Annotated in this window: 17 protein-coding genes and 1 tRNA gene; 12 read left to right on the top strand and 6 right to left on the bottom strand. The window is 64.3% G+C overall.

Going from position 1 to position 15,507, the window contains the following annotated elements:
• Nucleotides 1-49 precede the first annotated feature (49 nt).
• The 3 genes from HNS34_RS12555 to lpxK are packed head-to-tail and all read left to right on the top strand — an operon-like array spanning nucleotide 50 to nucleotide 2,607.
• Nucleotides 50-295 (top strand): DUF4170 domain-containing protein, encoded by a 246-nt coding sequence (locus HNS34_RS12555; RefSeq protein WP_172320422.1) that lies wholly within the window; start codon nucleotides 50-52, stop codon nucleotides 293-295.
• A gap of 9 nt (nucleotides 296-304) precedes the next feature.
• Nucleotides 305-1,603, top strand: coding sequence for a 3-deoxy-D-manno-octulosonic acid transferase (locus HNS34_RS12550; RefSeq protein WP_172320421.1), 1,299 nt, complete (start codon nucleotides 305-307; stop codon nucleotides 1,601-1,603).
• Nucleotides 1,603-2,607, top strand: coding sequence for a tetraacyldisaccharide 4'-kinase (gene lpxK / locus HNS34_RS12545; RefSeq protein WP_172320420.1), 1,005 nt, complete (start codon nucleotides 1,603-1,605; stop codon nucleotides 2,605-2,607). The genes HNS34_RS12550 and lpxK overlap by 1 nt, the downstream gene beginning before the upstream one ends.
• On the opposite strand, the gene HNS34_RS12540 is transcribed toward lpxK, so the two are convergent.
• Complete coding sequence (locus HNS34_RS12540) at nucleotides 2,597-3,787, bottom strand: cupin domain-containing protein (protein ID WP_172320419.1); 1,191 nt, start codon at nucleotides 3,785-3,787, stop codon at nucleotides 2,597-2,599. The two genes, lpxK and HNS34_RS12540, sit on opposite strands and share 11 nt — an antisense overlap.
• Nucleotides 3,788-3,950: 163 nt before the next feature.
• Here HNS34_RS12540 and HNS34_RS12535 point away from each other — a divergent pair, with 163 nt between their 5' ends.
• Nucleotides 3,951-4,226 (top strand): hypothetical protein, encoded by a 276-nt coding sequence (locus HNS34_RS12535; RefSeq protein ID WP_172320418.1) that lies wholly within the window; start codon nucleotides 3,951-3,953, stop codon nucleotides 4,224-4,226.
• A 396-nt stretch (nucleotides 4,227-4,622) separates the two neighbouring features.
• Here the strand turns inward: HNS34_RS12535 and HNS34_RS12530 are convergent, their stop codons facing one another.
• A complete protein-coding gene (locus HNS34_RS12530; RefSeq protein ID WP_172320417.1) occupies nucleotides 4,623-5,327 on the bottom strand; it encodes a winged helix-turn-helix domain-containing protein in 705 nt (234 codons plus the stop codon).
• Nucleotides 5,299-5,586 (bottom strand): hypothetical protein, encoded by a 288-nt coding sequence (locus HNS34_RS12525; RefSeq protein WP_172320416.1) that lies wholly within the window; start codon nucleotides 5,584-5,586, stop codon nucleotides 5,299-5,301. Before HNS34_RS12525 ends, HNS34_RS12530 begins: the two co-directional genes overlap by 29 nt.
• Nucleotides 5,587-5,761: 175 nt before the next feature.
• Between HNS34_RS12525 and HNS34_RS12520 the strand changes: the two genes are divergently transcribed.
• The 3 genes from HNS34_RS12520 (at nucleotide 5,762) to HNS34_RS12510 (ending at nucleotide 8,135) form a co-directional block, all read left to right on the top strand.
• The gene (locus HNS34_RS12520; RefSeq protein ID WP_172320415.1) at nucleotides 5,762-6,202 is read left to right on the top strand and encodes a hypothetical protein; all 441 of its coding nucleotides are present in this window, start codon (nucleotides 5,762-5,764) and stop codon (nucleotides 6,200-6,202) included.
• 101 nt (nucleotides 6,203-6,303) lie between these two features.
• Nucleotides 6,304-6,939 carry a ribonuclease HII gene (locus HNS34_RS12515; RefSeq protein ID WP_172320414.1) on the top strand — a complete coding sequence of 212 codons (636 nt, stop codon included), beginning with the start codon at nucleotides 6,304-6,306 and terminating at the stop codon, nucleotides 6,937-6,939.
• Between the two features lie 89 nt (nucleotides 6,940-7,028).
• Nucleotides 7,029-8,135, top strand: a complete 1,107-nt coding sequence (locus HNS34_RS12510) for a site-specific DNA-methyltransferase (RefSeq protein WP_172320413.1) — start codon at nucleotides 7,029-7,031, stop codon at nucleotides 8,133-8,135.
• Between the two features lie 177 nt (nucleotides 8,136-8,312).
• Here the strand turns inward: HNS34_RS12510 and HNS34_RS12505 are convergent, their stop codons facing one another.
• Nucleotides 8,313-9,446 (bottom strand): alkane 1-monooxygenase, encoded by a 1,134-nt coding sequence (locus HNS34_RS12505; protein ID WP_172320622.1) that lies wholly within the window; start codon nucleotides 9,444-9,446, stop codon nucleotides 8,313-8,315.
• 84 nt (nucleotides 9,447-9,530) lie between these two features.
• Nucleotides 9,531-10,595 (bottom strand): A/G-specific adenine glycosylase, encoded by a 1,065-nt coding sequence (gene mutY / locus HNS34_RS12500; protein WP_172320412.1) that lies wholly within the window; start codon nucleotides 10,593-10,595, stop codon nucleotides 9,531-9,533.
• A gap of 50 nt (nucleotides 10,596-10,645) precedes the next feature.
• Between mutY and HNS34_RS12495 the strand changes: the two genes are divergently transcribed.
• The 3 genes from HNS34_RS12495 to HNS34_RS12485 are packed head-to-tail and all read left to right on the top strand — an operon-like array spanning nucleotide 10,646 to nucleotide 12,995.
• A complete protein-coding gene (locus HNS34_RS12495) occupies nucleotides 10,646-11,185 on the top strand; it encodes a DUF721 domain-containing protein (protein WP_235952720.1) in 540 nt (179 codons plus the stop codon).
• Entirely contained in the window at nucleotides 11,185-11,883 is a 699-nt protein-coding gene (locus HNS34_RS12490; RefSeq protein ID WP_172320411.1) for a DsbA family protein, read from the top strand. Before HNS34_RS12495 ends, HNS34_RS12490 begins: the two co-directional genes overlap by 1 nt.
• Nucleotides 11,883-12,995 (top strand): CaiB/BaiF CoA transferase family protein, encoded by a 1,113-nt coding sequence (locus HNS34_RS12485; protein WP_172320410.1) that lies wholly within the window; start codon nucleotides 11,883-11,885, stop codon nucleotides 12,993-12,995. The genes HNS34_RS12490 and HNS34_RS12485 overlap by 1 nt, the downstream gene beginning before the upstream one ends.
• 3 nt (nucleotides 12,996-12,998) lie before the next feature.
• Here HNS34_RS12485 and HNS34_RS12480 read toward each other — a convergent pair.
• Nucleotides 12,999-13,075: transfer RNA gene (locus HNS34_RS12480), tRNA-Arg, on the bottom strand.
• A gap of 139 nt (nucleotides 13,076-13,214) precedes the next feature.
• On the opposite strand from HNS34_RS12480, the gene HNS34_RS12475 reads away from it, so the two are divergent.
• Both HNS34_RS12475 and HNS34_RS12470 read left to right on the top strand, forming a co-directional pair.
• Nucleotides 13,215-14,249, top strand: a complete 1,035-nt coding sequence (locus tag HNS34_RS12475) for a LacI family DNA-binding transcriptional regulator (protein WP_328700524.1) — start codon at nucleotides 13,215-13,217, stop codon at nucleotides 14,247-14,249.
• Between the two features lie 81 nt (nucleotides 14,250-14,330).
• The gene (locus tag HNS34_RS12470) at nucleotides 14,331-15,503 is read left to right on the top strand and encodes a GSCFA domain-containing protein (RefSeq protein WP_172320409.1); all 1,173 of its coding nucleotides are present in this window, start codon (nucleotides 14,331-14,333) and stop codon (nucleotides 15,501-15,503) included.
• Nucleotides 15,504-15,507: the final 4 nt, after the last annotated feature.

The following is a 15,507-nucleotide window of genomic DNA, read 5'->3' as shown; positions in this document are numbered from 1 at the left end:
TATCACTAGGGTGCGCCCGACCTGTCCCTACAGCCCCAAGAGGCCCGAGATGACCCAACGCCTGCACCTTGTCTTTGGCGGCGAATTGATCGACCCCTCGCGCAATGCCTTCAAGGATGTGAACGACATTCACCTTGTCGGCATGTTCCCCGACTACGCCAGCGCCTATGACGCCTGGAAATCCGAGGCGCAGCGCACCGTCGACAACGCGCATATGCGCTATTACATCGCGCATATTCACCGCCTGCGCGATGAAGAGGCCGAGGCCTCGCCCACCGAAGAACTGGACAATTGAGCCCCGCATATGGCGATCTCCCTGGCGCTGTCCGCCTATCTGGCCTTCTCGGCCCGCGCCACGCGCTATGCCGAACGCAAGCTTGCCGACCGGCTGGCGGCGGGCAAGGAGGACGAGGACCGGCTGGATGAACGGCGCGGCATCCCGTCTGAACCGCGCCCGAAGGGTCCGCTGATCTGGTTCCATGCCGCCAGCGTCGGGGAATCCCTGTCCCTGCTGGAGCTGATCCGCCGCATGGGCGAAGACCGGCCCGAGCTGAATTTCCTGGTCACCACCGGCACCGTCACCTCGGCCCAGGTGATGGCCGCCCGCCTGCCCGCAGGTGCCGTGCACCAGTTCGTGCCCGTGGACGTGCTGCCCTGGGTGCGCCGGTTCCTCGACCATTGGAAGCCCGATCTGGCGGTCTGGACGGAAAGCGAGTTCTGGCCCGCCCTGCTGACCGAAACCCGCGCGCGGGCTATCCCCATGGTCCTGATCAACGCGCGCATGTCCAAGGCCAGCCATGACCGGTGGCGCTGGTTCCTGCGGCCCATGGTGCGCAAACTGCTGCGCAAGTTCGACATCGCCCATGTGCAGGACGACATCACCGCCGGATACCTGCGCCGCCTCGGCCTGCCCGCCGAGCGTCTGCATGTCACCGGCACGCTCAAGGAAGGCGCCGCCGCCCTGCCGGTCGACGAGGCCGAGCGCACCCGCATGGCGCGGCACCTGAACGGACGCCCCGTCTGGCTTGCCGCCTCGACCCATGAGGGCGAGGAGGAGAAGGTGTTGGAGGCCCACATCCAGGCGCTGCGTGTCAATCACCGGCTGCTGCTGATCCTGGTCCCGCGCCATCCGAACCGCGCCGATGAAGTGGCCGCGCTGATCGACCGCCATCGGTTGAGCGTCGCGCGCCGCTCGGAAGGTGAGCTTCCTGACACCGACACGCAGGTCTACCTGGCCGACACGATGGGCGAGCTTGGCCTGTGGTATCGGCTGGCCCCGATCAGCTTTGTCGGCGGCTCGCTGGAGCCCATTGGCGGGCATAACCCGTTCGAGCCCGCCGCCCTCGGCTCGGCCATCCTGCATGGACCTTATGTGACCAATTTCGTCGATATCTTCCAGCGTCTGACCGAGGCGCACGCCGCGCGCCTCGTCACCTCGCCGGGATCGCTGGCCGAGGCAGTGACCGACCTGCAGAACCCCGACAAGGCCGCCGAACTGGCCCATGCGGCCTGGGAGGTCTGCTCGGCCGGGGCGGATGTGACCGATCAGGCGCTCGAGATGCTGCTGGACAGGCTCGACAGCGCCCCACGGCTGGCCCCCTGATGCGCGCGCCGGGGTTCTGGCAGCGCCCCGCCGGGGTTCTCAGCACGGCCCTCGCCCCGCTTGGTGCGCTCTATGCGGCTGGCACGGCACGGCGATTGGCGAAGGGCAAAGCCGCGCGCGTCGGCGTTCCGGTGATCTGCGTCGGCAACCTCAGCGCGGGCGGCACGGGCAAGACGCCGACGGTGATCGCATTGGCCGAGAGGCTCTCTGCGCGCGGGGTGCAGGCGCATGTGGTCAGCCGGGGCCATGGCGGCACGGTGGCGGGGCCGCACCGGGTGGTCGAGGCGAAAGACCGCGCCGATCAGGTGGGAGACGAACCCCTGCTGCTGGCCGCCTTCCTGCCGGTCTGGGTCGCAAAGGACCGGTTGGCGGGCGCGCAGGCCGCCGTCGCCGCCGGGGCCGAGGCGATCTTGCTGGATGACGGGTTCCAGAACCCCGCCCTGCACAAGGACCTGTCCATCGTCGTCGTCGACGCCGCGCGCGGATTTGGCAATGGCCGCGTCATCCCCGCCGGTCCCTTGCGTGAACCCGTCGCCACCGGCCTCGCCCGCGCCGACCTGCTGCTCAGCATCGGGCCGGAGGCCGCGCAGGCCCGGTTCCGGGACGGATGGCGGGACAAGATCACCGTGCCTCACCTGACCGGCCACCTCGCCCCCCTGCCCACGGGTCTGCCTTTCGAGGGGCTGCCCGTGCTGGCCTTCGCGGGCATTGGCTACCCCGAGAAATTCTTCGCCACCCTGCGCGCGATGGGGGTGGACCTGAAACACGGCGAGGCGCTCAGCGATCACCAGCCGCTGACCGAGGCACTGATGGCGCGGCTGGAACAGGATGCGGTCCGGCTTGGCGCGCAACTGGTGACGACGGAAAAGGACGCGGTGCGCCTGCCCCGGCGGTTCCGGCAGAAGGTTCTGACGGTGCCGGTGCGGCTCAGGATCGACGACTGGGGGCCGCTTGATGCGGGGTTGAACCGGGTGTTGACGGGAAAAGGTCGGCCTAGTCGCTGAACATCACCAGCCCTTCGCGCAAGAGCCTGCGGATCAGGACCGCGCGCCCCTCCTCGTCCAGATCGCCCGGCAGATCGGCCAGTGTGAAGACCTGACCCGACAGCGCATGGGCCAGCGGACCCTTCGCATAGGCGGGCAGGCTGAGGACCGCGCCCTGGCAGGAAACGGCGACCATATCCTCGGCCCCGTCCTTGCCCGGAACATCCATCAGCCGGTAGATCAGGTTGGGCCGCGCAACCAGGCGCGAGGCGGGCGACAATCCCGCCATCTTCACCAGTTCCTGCATCTGGCCATGCACGCGCGGTAGCCTCGTGTCGATGAAATCATCGCGGAAGGCATCCAGCACCGGCCCCAGATCGGCGGCGGCGAGCTTCTTCTGAAGCGCATCGAACCTGGCCTGCGCCGCGCGCGAATCGTAGCCCTCATCGGTGAAGCCCGGCGGCAACGCTTCGCGGAAGGCGACATCGTCATGCGCCAGCATCCGCACCACCTCGACCATCAGGTCGGCCCAGGAGCGCGTCATCAGCCCCGTGGTGATATGCAGCGAGGTCTGGTCGGTCGAGACCGCATCATGCGTCAGCCCGCGCGGGACATAGACCATGTCGCCGGGGCCCAGGACGAAGCGGTCGGTCTCGTCTCCGATGGGCACGTCATGCGGGTCAAAGCCCTGATCGGCCAGCGGCAGCGCGACGGGCGTGTCATAGATGCGCCATTCCTTGGTGCCCTCGATCTGCAACACCAGCACGTCATGACCATCGTAATGCGCCTTGAAGCCCTGGCTATGGGCGGGGGTCAGGTAGATATTCGTCTGCACCCGCGCGCTGAACACCTTTTCCAGCGCGCGGCAGAAATCGGCGAGCTTGGGCAGGCGTTCCTGAAGATTCGACAGGATGATCGTGGCCCCGTCGGCAAAGAGGCGCGTCGCGGCCACCGGATCGACAAACCCATTCCCATAGGCGAAATCCGCCGCCGTGATCTCGGCATCGGCGCGGGTAACGTTGACCTCGGGAACCGACAGGCCAAGCGTGGTCAGCGCCCAGTCGATATCGGCCAGTGACAGCAGGCCGGCGTAATAGCCGGGATCGTCGCGGCGGATCACCAGGTGCTTCTTCTCGAAACTGTCGCGAAAGAAGGCCTCGGACGATACCGGGGCAATGGTCCAGTCGAAATCGCGGGTCATCGGCAGATCCTCCATCCAGGGCTCAGGCTAGCCGCTGCGGCACATGGCAGGCAACCGCCATCACGCGGGCGTCAGCGCGACTCGGCTTGACAGGTCAAGCATAGTCCCTATATACATAGTGTAAATACCACATTTTCTTAATGGCAACACGAAAGGCCATGAGATGAGAAAACCAGACAAACCCCGGAAAACGCTCAGCGATTCCGACATCACCACAAGCCGCCCGGCGCGGCGGGCCGTGCTTGGCCTGCTCGCAGCCGGTGGTATCGTGGCGCTTACCCCCGGCCAGGCACAGGCCGCCGATATCGACAGTGGAACCTACACCGATACCGGATCCTGCCCGCGTGGCGGCGGGGGCGGCTACACCGGCGTCTCCGATCGGGACAATGGCCGCATCACCGATGCCGGCGGATTTGGGCGCGGACGTCCTTATTGCTGACGCCGCAGCTCTGACATGATAGAGAACGGTCTGCGCCCTTTACACTGGCGCGGATCGCCGATTCCCCCGGAGCCACGACATGCCCAAGACCCTGAAAGACAGTGATATCGAGACGCTGCGCCCGCCCCGGCGCTACTTCCTCGGTATGGCGGCAATTGGCAGCGCGGCGGTCCTTCTGCCGACAAGCGCGCAGGCCGCCGATGGAGATAGCGGGTCGTGGACTGATGGTGCTAATTGCCCGCGAGGATCGGGAGGTACGCCTACGGGCGCGACGGATAGCGACAATGGCCGCATCTCGGACGCCTCGGGATACGGTCGGGGACGCCCGAACAACTGCTGATTCGGATTACGTGTAGGGTGGGCAGTTTGCCCACCATGGCGCGCGTCGGAGACACCTCAGACCATCTTGATCACATCCTTGTCGATCGACAGCATGTAACCGCGCCTTGCGATATTCTTGATCAACAGCTCGCTGACCATCTGGTTGCCGAGCGTATCACGCAGCCGCTTGATTCGCGTGGCCCCCGCCGCTTCCTCGCAATCCGCCGCATCCTTGCCCGACACCATCGCCTCGATTTCCGCGCCCGACAGCACGTCATCATCCATCCGCGCCTCGGCCAGCACCGACAACGTCTCCATCGCGGCGCCGGTCAGCTTGAATTCCATGTTGTTGAGGTAGACGATCCTCTCCTCCCGGCTGACGATCAGCGAGGAGACCTGGATGCCCGATTTTTCGATCTCGCCCATGCGCTTGTTCAGCGTGATGATGGTGACGAGAAAGATCAGGCAGGCCACCAGCAGTGCGGTGGCAAAGAGGATCAGCACGAAGATGATCGCCCGGTAGCTAGCCAGAACCTTGGAAAAGGCGGTGCCGGATTGGGCCAGGATCTCAAGGATTCTTATGGATTCACTGGTCGTCAGCGCGTCGTTGACGACAAAGATCTCCTCGACCGCCGCGTTGAACGCGTTGGCATCGGGCAGATAGGTGAATAGCAGGATCGCCGTCACGGTCAGAATGGCGACGACGATCACGATCCCGATCTGCACCACGCGGGTGCCGCTGATCCGGGTCTCAGAAACTAAGGTAGTATTGTCCTGCACGCGCTTCCCTCGAATCGAGGCCGGACTCGTCAAAGACCGACATCACCTCCAGAAGCTGCCAACCGCCTGTCAGACGGCTTGAAATGACGGGCGCTGCGGCACCGACACTGCAAGCGGAGGCCGGCAGCTCGATAACACCGTAATGCAGGCGCAGCGGGTTATCCATCTTTGCCTTGTAATCGGCGTAACAAGTTGCGTTGGCCGCGGTGGCGACAGAGGCAAAGCCCAGGAGGGCAAGGGTGAGGAGAGCGTGTTTCATGGGGTGGAGTTAGGGGCTTTCGGCCCTGTCATGCAATATCATTGGCTTTTTTCCGTGATGTTATCGGATAGCGCGCCCCTGATATTGCCTGTCCGGGCGACACGGGAGGAAAATTGGACATTCCCGCATCAACGCGGCCCTGCCCTTGTCCCCTTTCCTTTCGGAGAAAGATGTCATGTTCAAATCCCTTCCCAGACTGCTTGCCGCGGCATCGCTGTCGCTGACCCTTGCCCTGACCGGCATTGTCGCCAGCACGACGCCCGCGCAAGCCGACAATGAAAACCTGCGCCGGTTCCTCGGCGCTGCAGCGGGCATCGCCCTGCTCGGCACCGTCCTGAACAACAACCGCAACAATGGTCATCCGCATTACGCGCCGCCCACCCGGCAAGTGATCGTGCCCCCGGTCCGGCACAGCCTGGTCGCGCCGTCACGCTGCTACACCCGTTTCAGCGGCCCGCAGGGGCATTTCAGCGGCTTCGGCGCGCAGTGCATGCAGTCCAGCTACTACGCCAACCAGCTGCCGTCATCCTGCCTGGATCGCGTCTTCACCAATCGCGGCTGGCGTCATGTCTACGATGCGCAGTGCCTTTATCGTCACGGTTGGGTGCGCTCCTGACACAGGAATAGTCCATCGAGCAGTGCGGTGGACGGCGGCGGGGTCAGGGCCCCGCCGCCATTTTTATTGCGCCCCCGTCCGCGCCGTGGTTTCTGAGGCGCATGAGTCCGACCCCCGATTTCAGCCCCGATTTCAGCCATGAGACCCGCTCGGGCCTGCGCGTCGCAGGCGTCGACGAGGTCGGGCGCGGTCCGCTGGCGGGCCCTGTCATGGCGGCGGCGGTGGTTCTGGATCCTCTGCGAATCCCTCCCGGACTGAACGATTCCAAGAAGTTGAGCGAGGCGCGGCGGCTGGAGTTGAACGATGCGCTTCTGGCCTGCGCGGATGTCGCCATCGGCATTGCCAGCGTCGAGGAGATCGACCGCCTCAACATCCTCCATGCCAGCCTGCTTGCCATGACCCGCGCGGTCGCGGGGCTGCGAACCCCGCCCGATCATGCCCTCATCGACGGGAATTTCCTGCCCCAGGGCCTCTGCTGCCCCGCCACGCCGCTGATCAAGGGCGACGGGATCAGCCTGTCCATCGCCGCGGCCTCAATTGTGGCGAAAACAAGCCGCGACCGGGCGATGTGTGCATTGGCGCAACAATATCCCGGCTACGGATGGGAGCGGAACGCCGGATACCCCACGCCGCTGCATCGTCAGGCCCTTCAAGATTTAGGGGTCACCCCCCACCATAGACGAAGCTTCAAGCCGGTCCACAATATCTTGTATCAAGCATCATCTGCAACCTCTTGATTCAAAAAAGAAATTGACCGCGAATCGGCTTTGACTCATTCTTGAGCGACACATCAGCGCCCGCCAGAGGCGTCTACGCAGAGGCAGAGATGACGAAAAAAACGACCCAAACGGGGGCTGATACGCTTCCGCTCAATACAATTGTGCCCGGTGACTGCATCGACGTGATGAACAGCCTGCCCGAGGCATGCGTGGACCTCATCTTTGCGGACCCGCCCTATAACCTGCAACTCAAGGGCAACCTGCACCGCCCCGACAATTCGATGGTCGATGCGGTCGACGATGCCTGGGACCAGTTCGACAGTTTCGCTGTCTATGACACGTTCACCAAGGCCTGGCTGAAGGCCGCACTGCGGGTACTGAAACCCAATGGCGCGATCTGGGTGATCGGCAGCTATCACAACATCTTCCGCGTCGGGTATGAGCTGCAAAATCAGGGGTTCTGGCTGCTCAACGACGTGATCTGGCGCAAGTCGAACCCGATGCCAAACTTTCGTGGCAAGCGGCTGACCAATGCGCATGAAACGATGATCTGGGCCTCGAAATCCGAGGGCGCGAAATACACCTTCAACTATGAGGCGCTGAAGGCGCTGAACGAGGGCGTGCAGATGCGATCCGACTGGGTCTTGCCGATCTGCAACGGGCATGAGCGGATCAAGGACGAAAAGGGCGACAAGGCGCACCCGACGCAGAAACCCGAAAGCCTGCTGCACCGCATCCTGGTGGCAACGACCAACCCCGGCGATGTGGTCCTTGACCCGTTCTTCGGCACCGGCACCACGGGCGCGGTGGCCAAGAAACTGGGCCGCGATTTCATCGGGATCGAGCGCGAGGATGCGTATCGCGATGTCGCCGAGAAGCGCCTGAAAACCATACGGAAATTCGATCGCACCTCGCTGGAGGTCACGCAATCCAAACGCGCCGAACCGCGCGTGCCGTTTGGCCAGCTGGTCGAACGTGGGCTGCTGAACCCCGGCGAGGAACTGGTCAGCCCGCGCGGCAAGATCGCCAAGATCCGCGCCGATGGCACGCTGGTGATGTCGGATGCCAAGGGCTCGATCCACCAGGTCGGGGCCAAGCTGGAGAACGCGCCAAGCTGCAACGGCTGGACCTATTGGCATTTCCGCCGCGAGGGCAAGACCGTGCCGATCGACCTTCTGCGCCAGCAGATCCGCTCCGAGATGACTCCGAAGTAGACCGATACCGCCCGTGCGCCCTTCTTGCGGCGCACGCGACTTCCCCGCCGGTCCGGGATCGGCGGGGCTTTTTGCCGTCAGCACGTTGCATTTTCAAAGCGACAAGGTGGAGCGAAAGGCGCGTTCGACCAACGAGAGAGGCAGCGTTTTTCGATTCAAGGCTGACGCAAAGTGCCTTTAACGCGGCATCGGATTGCGCGCCTTGTTGTAGGCGGACCAGTCTGTAATCTCGGGATAATACCGCGCCCTCCACGCCCGCACACGCGGGTTCATGCGACGACGCCAGAGCGGCGGGACCAGCGCCATCAGCGTCATCACCGGGTAGCCGAAGGGCAGTTGCGGGGCCTCGGCATCGGTGTAGGTCTGCAACAGCGGAAAGCGGCGGCTCGGCTTGTAGTGATGGTCGGAATGGCGCTGCAGGTTGATCAGCAGCCAATTTGTGACGCGATGCGAGGCGTTCCAGCTGTGATGCGGCTGGACATGCTCATAGCGGCCGTTTTCCAGATGCTTCCGGGTCAGGCCGTAATGCTCGACGTAGTTGGTCAGTTCGAGGAAGGAGATCGCGAAAAATGCCTGCACGATCAACCACATGATCCCTTCCCATCCGCCGAGGATCAGCGCCAGTGCAAGCATGCCGACCTGCAGTGCCCAGTAGCGCCAGAAGGGGTTCGAGGGGTGATGCCAGGGCAGCCCCTTGCGCGCCAGCATCGCCTTTTCGGCGCGGAAGGCCGAGACGGGCGATTGGCGCAGCACGCGCAGGAAGAAGCGGTGAAACCCCTCGTTATAGCGCGCCGAGACCGGGTCTTTCGGCGTGCCGACATGGATGTGATGGACCAGCAGATGTTCGCTGCGGAAATGGCTGTAGAGGACCGAGGCCATCAGGAGATCGCCGAGCCAGCGCTCAAGCTTCGTGCGTTGGTGCATCAGCTCATGCGCGTAGACGATCCCGACGCCCCCGGCCATCAGCCCTACATTATAGAAAAGCAACGCTTTTTCGGCCCCCGACAGATGCGTGGCACGGGTCGCGTACCAGATCAGGCCCAGTTGCGTCACGATCTGAAGCGGGAACCAGATCAGCGTGATCAGGCGATACCAGAAGAGGCTCGCCTCGGGCGTTTCAGGGTCGGGATTGGCTGTGTTCAGGCCGGAAATCTGGTCCAGGATCGAGGTCAGCGCCAGCGCGTAGACCGGGGCCAGGAACAGCATCCAGCCGCCTTGCAGCGCGCCGGTCCAGACCAGCGGAACAAGGATCAGCGTGATCCAGAAGGGAAGCGCATTCTGGATGCGGGCGACCTCGGCACTTGCGGTCATGGGGCGGCTCATGCGTGATATTCCTGACGGGTTTGTCAGGTTTTCCTGACAGGTTTGTCAATTCTACGACCCGCGCAGGGAAACTCAATCCCGATCAAAAGCGGGTTTCGCAAGGTCAAGCGCCTTGCGCATCACCGTGGGCAGGTCGGCGGGGCGGAGCGGGCGGAAATCGCCGGGTGTGCCTGCGGGCAGATGGGCAAGCCTCAGCGACAGGCGCAGGTGGAAATGGGTGAAGGTGTGGCGCACCTCCAGCCCCGGATCGTGCCAGTCGGCGGCGATGGGTGGGGACGGGGCGGGGGCCTCCTCCACCCATTCTGTCGTCGGCCAGCCAAGCATGCCCCCGAGCAGCCCCTTTTCGGGGCGCGTTTCCAAGAGCCATGTGCCATCGGCGCGGCGCGCGAGATAGGCGATGCCGTGGCGGATGGGTTTGGGCCTCTTCGGGGTCTTGGCGGGCAGCTCGGCCGCGATACCCTGCGCGCGCGCCTGACAAGGATCGCGCAGGGGGCAGATGCCGCAGGCCGGGTTGCGGGGGGTGCAGATCGTCGCCCCCAGATCCATCACCGCCTGCGCGTGATCGCCGGGGCGGATTTCGGGCGTCAGCGCCCCGGCGCGGGATTTCAGCGCGGGCTTGGCGGCGGGCAAGGGCGTCTCGACCGCGAAAAGCCGCGCCATGACGCGCTCGACATTGCCATCCATCACGGTCGCGGGCCGGTCGAAGGCGATCGCGGCGATGGCGGCTGCGGTGTAGGGGCCGATGCCGGGAAGAGTCAGCAGCACCGCCTCGGTATCGGGGAACTGCCCGCCATGATCCGCCGCCACCACGCGGGCGCATTTCAGAAGGTTGCGGGCCCGCGCATAGTAGCCAAGTCCGGCCCATGCGGCCATGACCTCGGCATCCTCGGCCGCCGCCAGCGCCTCGACCGTGGGCCAGAGCATGGTGAACCTGACAAAATAATCCCTTACGGCGGCCACGGTGGTCTGTTGCAGCATCACCTCGGACAGCCAGATGAAATAGGGGTTGGGAACGGCGGTATCATGCGGGCCAACGCGCCAGGGCAGATCGCGGGCATGGGTGTCATACCAGGCCAGCAAGGAGGGGCTGTAGTCTTCGTCACGCACGTTTTTTGGGCTCCCCCGTTCGTAGGCCATTGGTTCTCCCTGCCGGGAGAGATAAGCTAGGCAAGACGAAAGGAAACCCGATGCCCCCGCCCGCGCGCACCATGCCCGTGACCCAGAAACGCCGCAAGCGCGGCTTCGAGGCGGCGTCGAAACTGGTCGCCGGTCAATTGCGCCAGCCGTTCGAGAAGCGCGGGTTTTCCGAAACCAAGCTGCTGACCCATTGGGCCGAGATCGTCGGCGAGGAAACCGCCGCCGCCGCGATTCCGGTCAAGATCCGCTATGCACGGGGCGGGTTCGGGGCCACGCTGGTCCTGCTGACCACGGGCGGGCGCGCGCCGATGCTGGAGATGCAGAAGGATGCGATCCGGGGCAAGGTCAACGCCTGCTATGGCTATAACGCCGTCAGCAAGATCCAGATCACCCAGACCGCGCCGGTGGGCTTTGCCGAGGGGCATGTGCGTTTCGAGGTGAAGCCCGAGGCACCGCCCCGCCCCACACCCGAAATTCTGAACGCGGCCCGTGTCGCCGCGGACCCGATCAAGGACAGCACGCTGAAGGACGCGTTGGAACGCCTGGCGCGTAATGTCCTGACCAAGAACAGTCACTCAAGGAGAGGTTGATGAACCGCACCGTTTTGACAGTCGGCCTGCTGGCCGTAATCGTCGCCGCCAGCGGCTATATCTGGCTGGACCGCTTTGGTTCCGAAGCGGAACCCATGCTGGCCGCCAGCGCGCAGGAGGCCCGGACCGGGACGGAGACGGAGGCTGATGCTGAAGACGCGGGCAGCGTCGAAGTGATCGAGATGGCGATCGGCGACCCCGATGCACCGGTCACGATCATTGAATACGGGTCTGTCACCTGCTCGTATTGCGGGCGCTTTCACGTAGAAGTCTTGCCGCAGCTTGAGGAAAACTACATCGACACCGGGCAGGTGCGGTTCGTCTTCCGCGAGGTCTATCAGCATCGCTATGGCCTCTGGGGCGGGTTGGTCGCGCGTTGCGGCGGCGAGATGCGCTATTTCGGCGTGATTGACCGGCTGATGGAAACCCAGTCGGAATGGCTGGCGGGTGAACCCGCCGACGTGGCCGAGAGCCTGCGCAGGGTCGGGCGCAGCGTTGGCCTGAATGACGAGCAGCTTGACGCCTGCCTGACCGATACCGCGATGGCCGAGGCGATGATTGCGGTCTCGGAGGAACAGACCGCCGCCGCCAACGTGCGGGGCACGCCGAGCTTTGTCATCAATGGCGAGTTCTACGAGAACATGGGCTATGATGCCTTTGTAGATGTCATCGACGAATTGCTGGCCGAAGAGGGCTGATGACGGCCCCGCTTGAGGGCGTCAAGGTCCTCGAACTCGCCCGTATCCTGGCCGGTCCCTGGGCCGGTCAGACCCTGGCCGACCTGGGGGCCGAGGTCATCAAGGTGGAAAGCCCCGATGGCGACGATACCCGCCGTTGGGGCCCGCCTTTCGTCGCGCGCGAAGGCGACATCTCGGCGGCCTATTTCCATTCCTGCAATCGCGGCAAAGCCTCGGTCGTGGTGGATTTCCGCACCCCTGAAGGTCAGGCGCGGGTGCGCGAGATGGTGGCCGGGACGGATATCCTGATCGAGAACTTCAAGCTTGGCGGGCTGGCCAAATACGGGCTGGATTACGAGAGCCTGCGGGCCGTGAACCCCGCGCTCATCTACTGTTCCATCACCGGGTTCGGGCAGACCGGGCCTTATGCGCATCGGGCAGGCTATGACTATATCATCCAGGGCATGTCGGGGATGATGTCGGTCACCGGCGACCCCGAGGGCCAGCCGCAGAAGGTGGGCGTGGCGGTGACGGATATCCTGACCGGGCTTTATTCCGTGAACGCGATCCTGGCGGCGCTGCATCAACGCGGGCGGACCGGCAAGGGGCAGCATATCGACATGTCGCTCCTGGATGTGGCGACCTCGGCGATGGCCAACCAGGCGATGAATTACCTGGTGACGGGCAAGGCGCCCGCGCGGATCGGCAATGCGCATCAGAACCTGACGCCCTACCAGGTGTTCGACTGCCGCGACGGATGGATCATCATCGCCACCGGCAATGACGCGCAATACCGGCGACTCTGTGACCTCCTGGGGCTGGCCGAGATGGCCGAGGACGCGCGCTACCTGACCAATGCCGACCGGATCGAGAACCGCGACGCGATGACCAAGGCGCTGACCGAGGCGACATTGCGCTTCGACAAGGCCGACCTGCTGGCGGGTTGCGAGGCGGCGGGCGTGCCCGCGGGGCCGATCAACGATCTGGCCGAGGTCTTCGCCGACCCCCAGGTGCAGGCGCGCGGCATGCGGATCGCGCCGGGCGGTATCCCCGGAGTGCGCTCGCCCTTCACCTTTTCCGATGCCGACCTGACCCTGGACAGGCCCGCGCCGAAGCTGGGTGAAGACGGGTAGGAATGGCGACCCCGGCAGGATTCGAACCTGCAACCTGCCCCTTAGGAGGGGGCTGCTCTATCCAGTTGAGCCACAGGGCCACGCGCTGCCCGTTCTGCGCATTTCCGCGCGGCAACGCAAGCGGTGCGGGCAAATTTCGCGCGTCGGGCGAGAGGCTTGGACAATTCCGAAATTGGTGCGTATCAAGGGTGTTAACGCAACCATGAGGAGCCGAGCGCGGTGCCCATTCGCCCCCCCGAGACCGACAGGCCGCAATTGACGCTGCGCGATGTGGCCGAGGCGGCCCGCGTCTCCGAGATGACGGTGAGCCGTGTGTTGCGCAATCGCGGCGATGTCAGCCAGGCCACCCGCAACCGGGTGATGGAGGCGGCGCGGACCCTGGGCTACGTGCCCAACAAGATCGCGGGCGCGCTGGCCTCGAACCGGGTGAACCTGGTCGGCGTGGTCATTCCGTCGCTGTCGAACATGGTGTTTCCGCAAGTTTTGGCGGGTATTTCCGACATGCTGGACGATACCGAGCTGCAACCCGTTTTCGGGGCCACCCATTACGAGCCCGAGCGCGAGGAGAAGGTCATCTACGAGATGCTCTCGTGGCGGCCCTCGGGAATGATCGTGGCGGGGATCGAGCATTCGGATGCCTCCCGCGCGATGCTGGCCAATTCCGGCATTCCGGTGGTCGAGATCATGGATGCCGATGGTGACCCGATTGATGCGATGGTCGGGATCAGCCACCGTGCCTCGGGGGCGCGGATGGCGCGCGAGATTCTCAAGCGCGGCTACCGGCGGATCGGGTTCATGGGCACCAAGATGCCCGAGGATCATCGAGCGCGGAAGCGTCTGGAGGGGTTCGAGGGCGTGCTGCGCGAGGCCGGGATCGACCTGGCCGACCGGATCTATTACGCGGGCGGCTCGGCGCTCGGCAAGGGGCGCGAGTTGGCGCAGGAGATGCTGTCGCGCCATGACGATCTGGATTTCCTCTATTTCTCCAATGACATGATCGCGGCGGGCGGGTTGCTCTACTGTATTGAACAGGGCCTCGATATTCCCGGCAAGATGGGGCTGGCGGGCTTCAACGCGGTGGAAATCCTCGACGGGCTGCCGATGCAGCTGGCCACCATGGACACGCGCCGCCGCGAGATCGGCGAGGCCGCCGCCCGCATCGTCGCCGCGCGCGTCGCGGGTGAGCCCTGTGACGAGATCATCACGCTGGATTCCGGCTTCGACCCCGGCCAGACGATGCGCGACGCGCCCTGAGATTCGGGGATTCATTTTTCCGCATTTCCTGCTAAACTGCCGGGATAACCGAAGAAAATTCGGACCGAGAGAGGCAGGCAGATGAACAAGATCCTGGACGAGGTGTCCATTACGAAGGCGGCTGACCGGGTGGAGGGGATCGAATCCTCCCGCAAGGGCAAAACCCATCGCACATGGTTTCGCGGCGGCACCGGCAGCAGGCCCCCCAAGGCGATGCAGATGATGCCGGAAACGGCGGTTCTGGACTACGTGCTGAAAGGCTGGACGCCGGACGCGCCGTCGATCAACGAGACCACCAAGGTCACGGCCTTCGGTTCGTGCTTTGCGGCCTATATCTCGGACTGGCTGGCCTCGCGCCACTACAACGTGCTGACCCGCAACAAGGAATCCAACGCCTATGTCGTCAGTTGCGGCGAAGGCATGGTCAACAGCTTCGTCATCCTTCAGCAATTCGAATGGGCCTTCGAGGGCAAGAGCTTCGACGCGCCGCTCTGGCATGGCTACAAGGCCGAGGAGTTCGGCTATGACGAGGACGTGCGGCAGGAGACGCTGCGCCTGTTCAACGACACGGATGTCTTCATCCTGACTTTGGGCCTTTCGGAAATCTGGTATGACGAGCCGACCGGCGGCGTCTTCTGGCGCACCCTGCCCAAGGGCAAATACGACCCCGAGCGGCACAAGTTCCGGGTCTCGACCGTCGAGGAAAACCGCGACAACCTGCGCGAGATCTACCGGCTGATCCGCAAGCATCGCCCGGATGCCAGGATCATCCTGACCCTGTCGCCGATCCCGCTGGTCACGACCTTCCGCGAGGAAAGCTGCATCAGCGCCAATTCCGTCTCGAAGGCGGTGCTGCGGGTCGCCATCGACGAGGTGATGCGCGAGTTCAAGGATGAGGGGTATCTGTTCTACTGGCCCTCCTACGAGATCGTCACGGATGTCTTCACCTATCCCTTCAAGCCCGACCGGCGGCATCTGCAACCGGCGGTGCAGGAGTTCATCATGATGACCTTCGAGAGGGTCTGGTGCGAAAAGGCGCCCACGGACACCGCCTATCTGGGGCAATGGCTGCGCGCGAAATCGGCCTCGGGGCAATTGATCGAGGGGATCGACTGGGCCGTGTCTGCGGGCAAGACCGGCAAGCTGCGGCACATGCTCAAGCGCAACCGGATCAGTGAGCATAATGTCACCGACGAGAAGGCGAAAGAGCTGATCACGCGCTACCTGGACGAGGTGGAGGCGCAGTCGGAGTGAAGCG

This window comes from Alterinioella nitratireducens (assembly GCF_013155465.1).
Classification (GTDB): Bacteria; Pseudomonadota; Alphaproteobacteria; order Rhodobacterales; family Rhodobacteraceae; genus Alterinioella; species Alterinioella nitratireducens.
The sequence above is the reverse complement of the archived record's forward strand: the minus strand, read 5'-3'. Positions and strand labels throughout refer to the sequence as shown.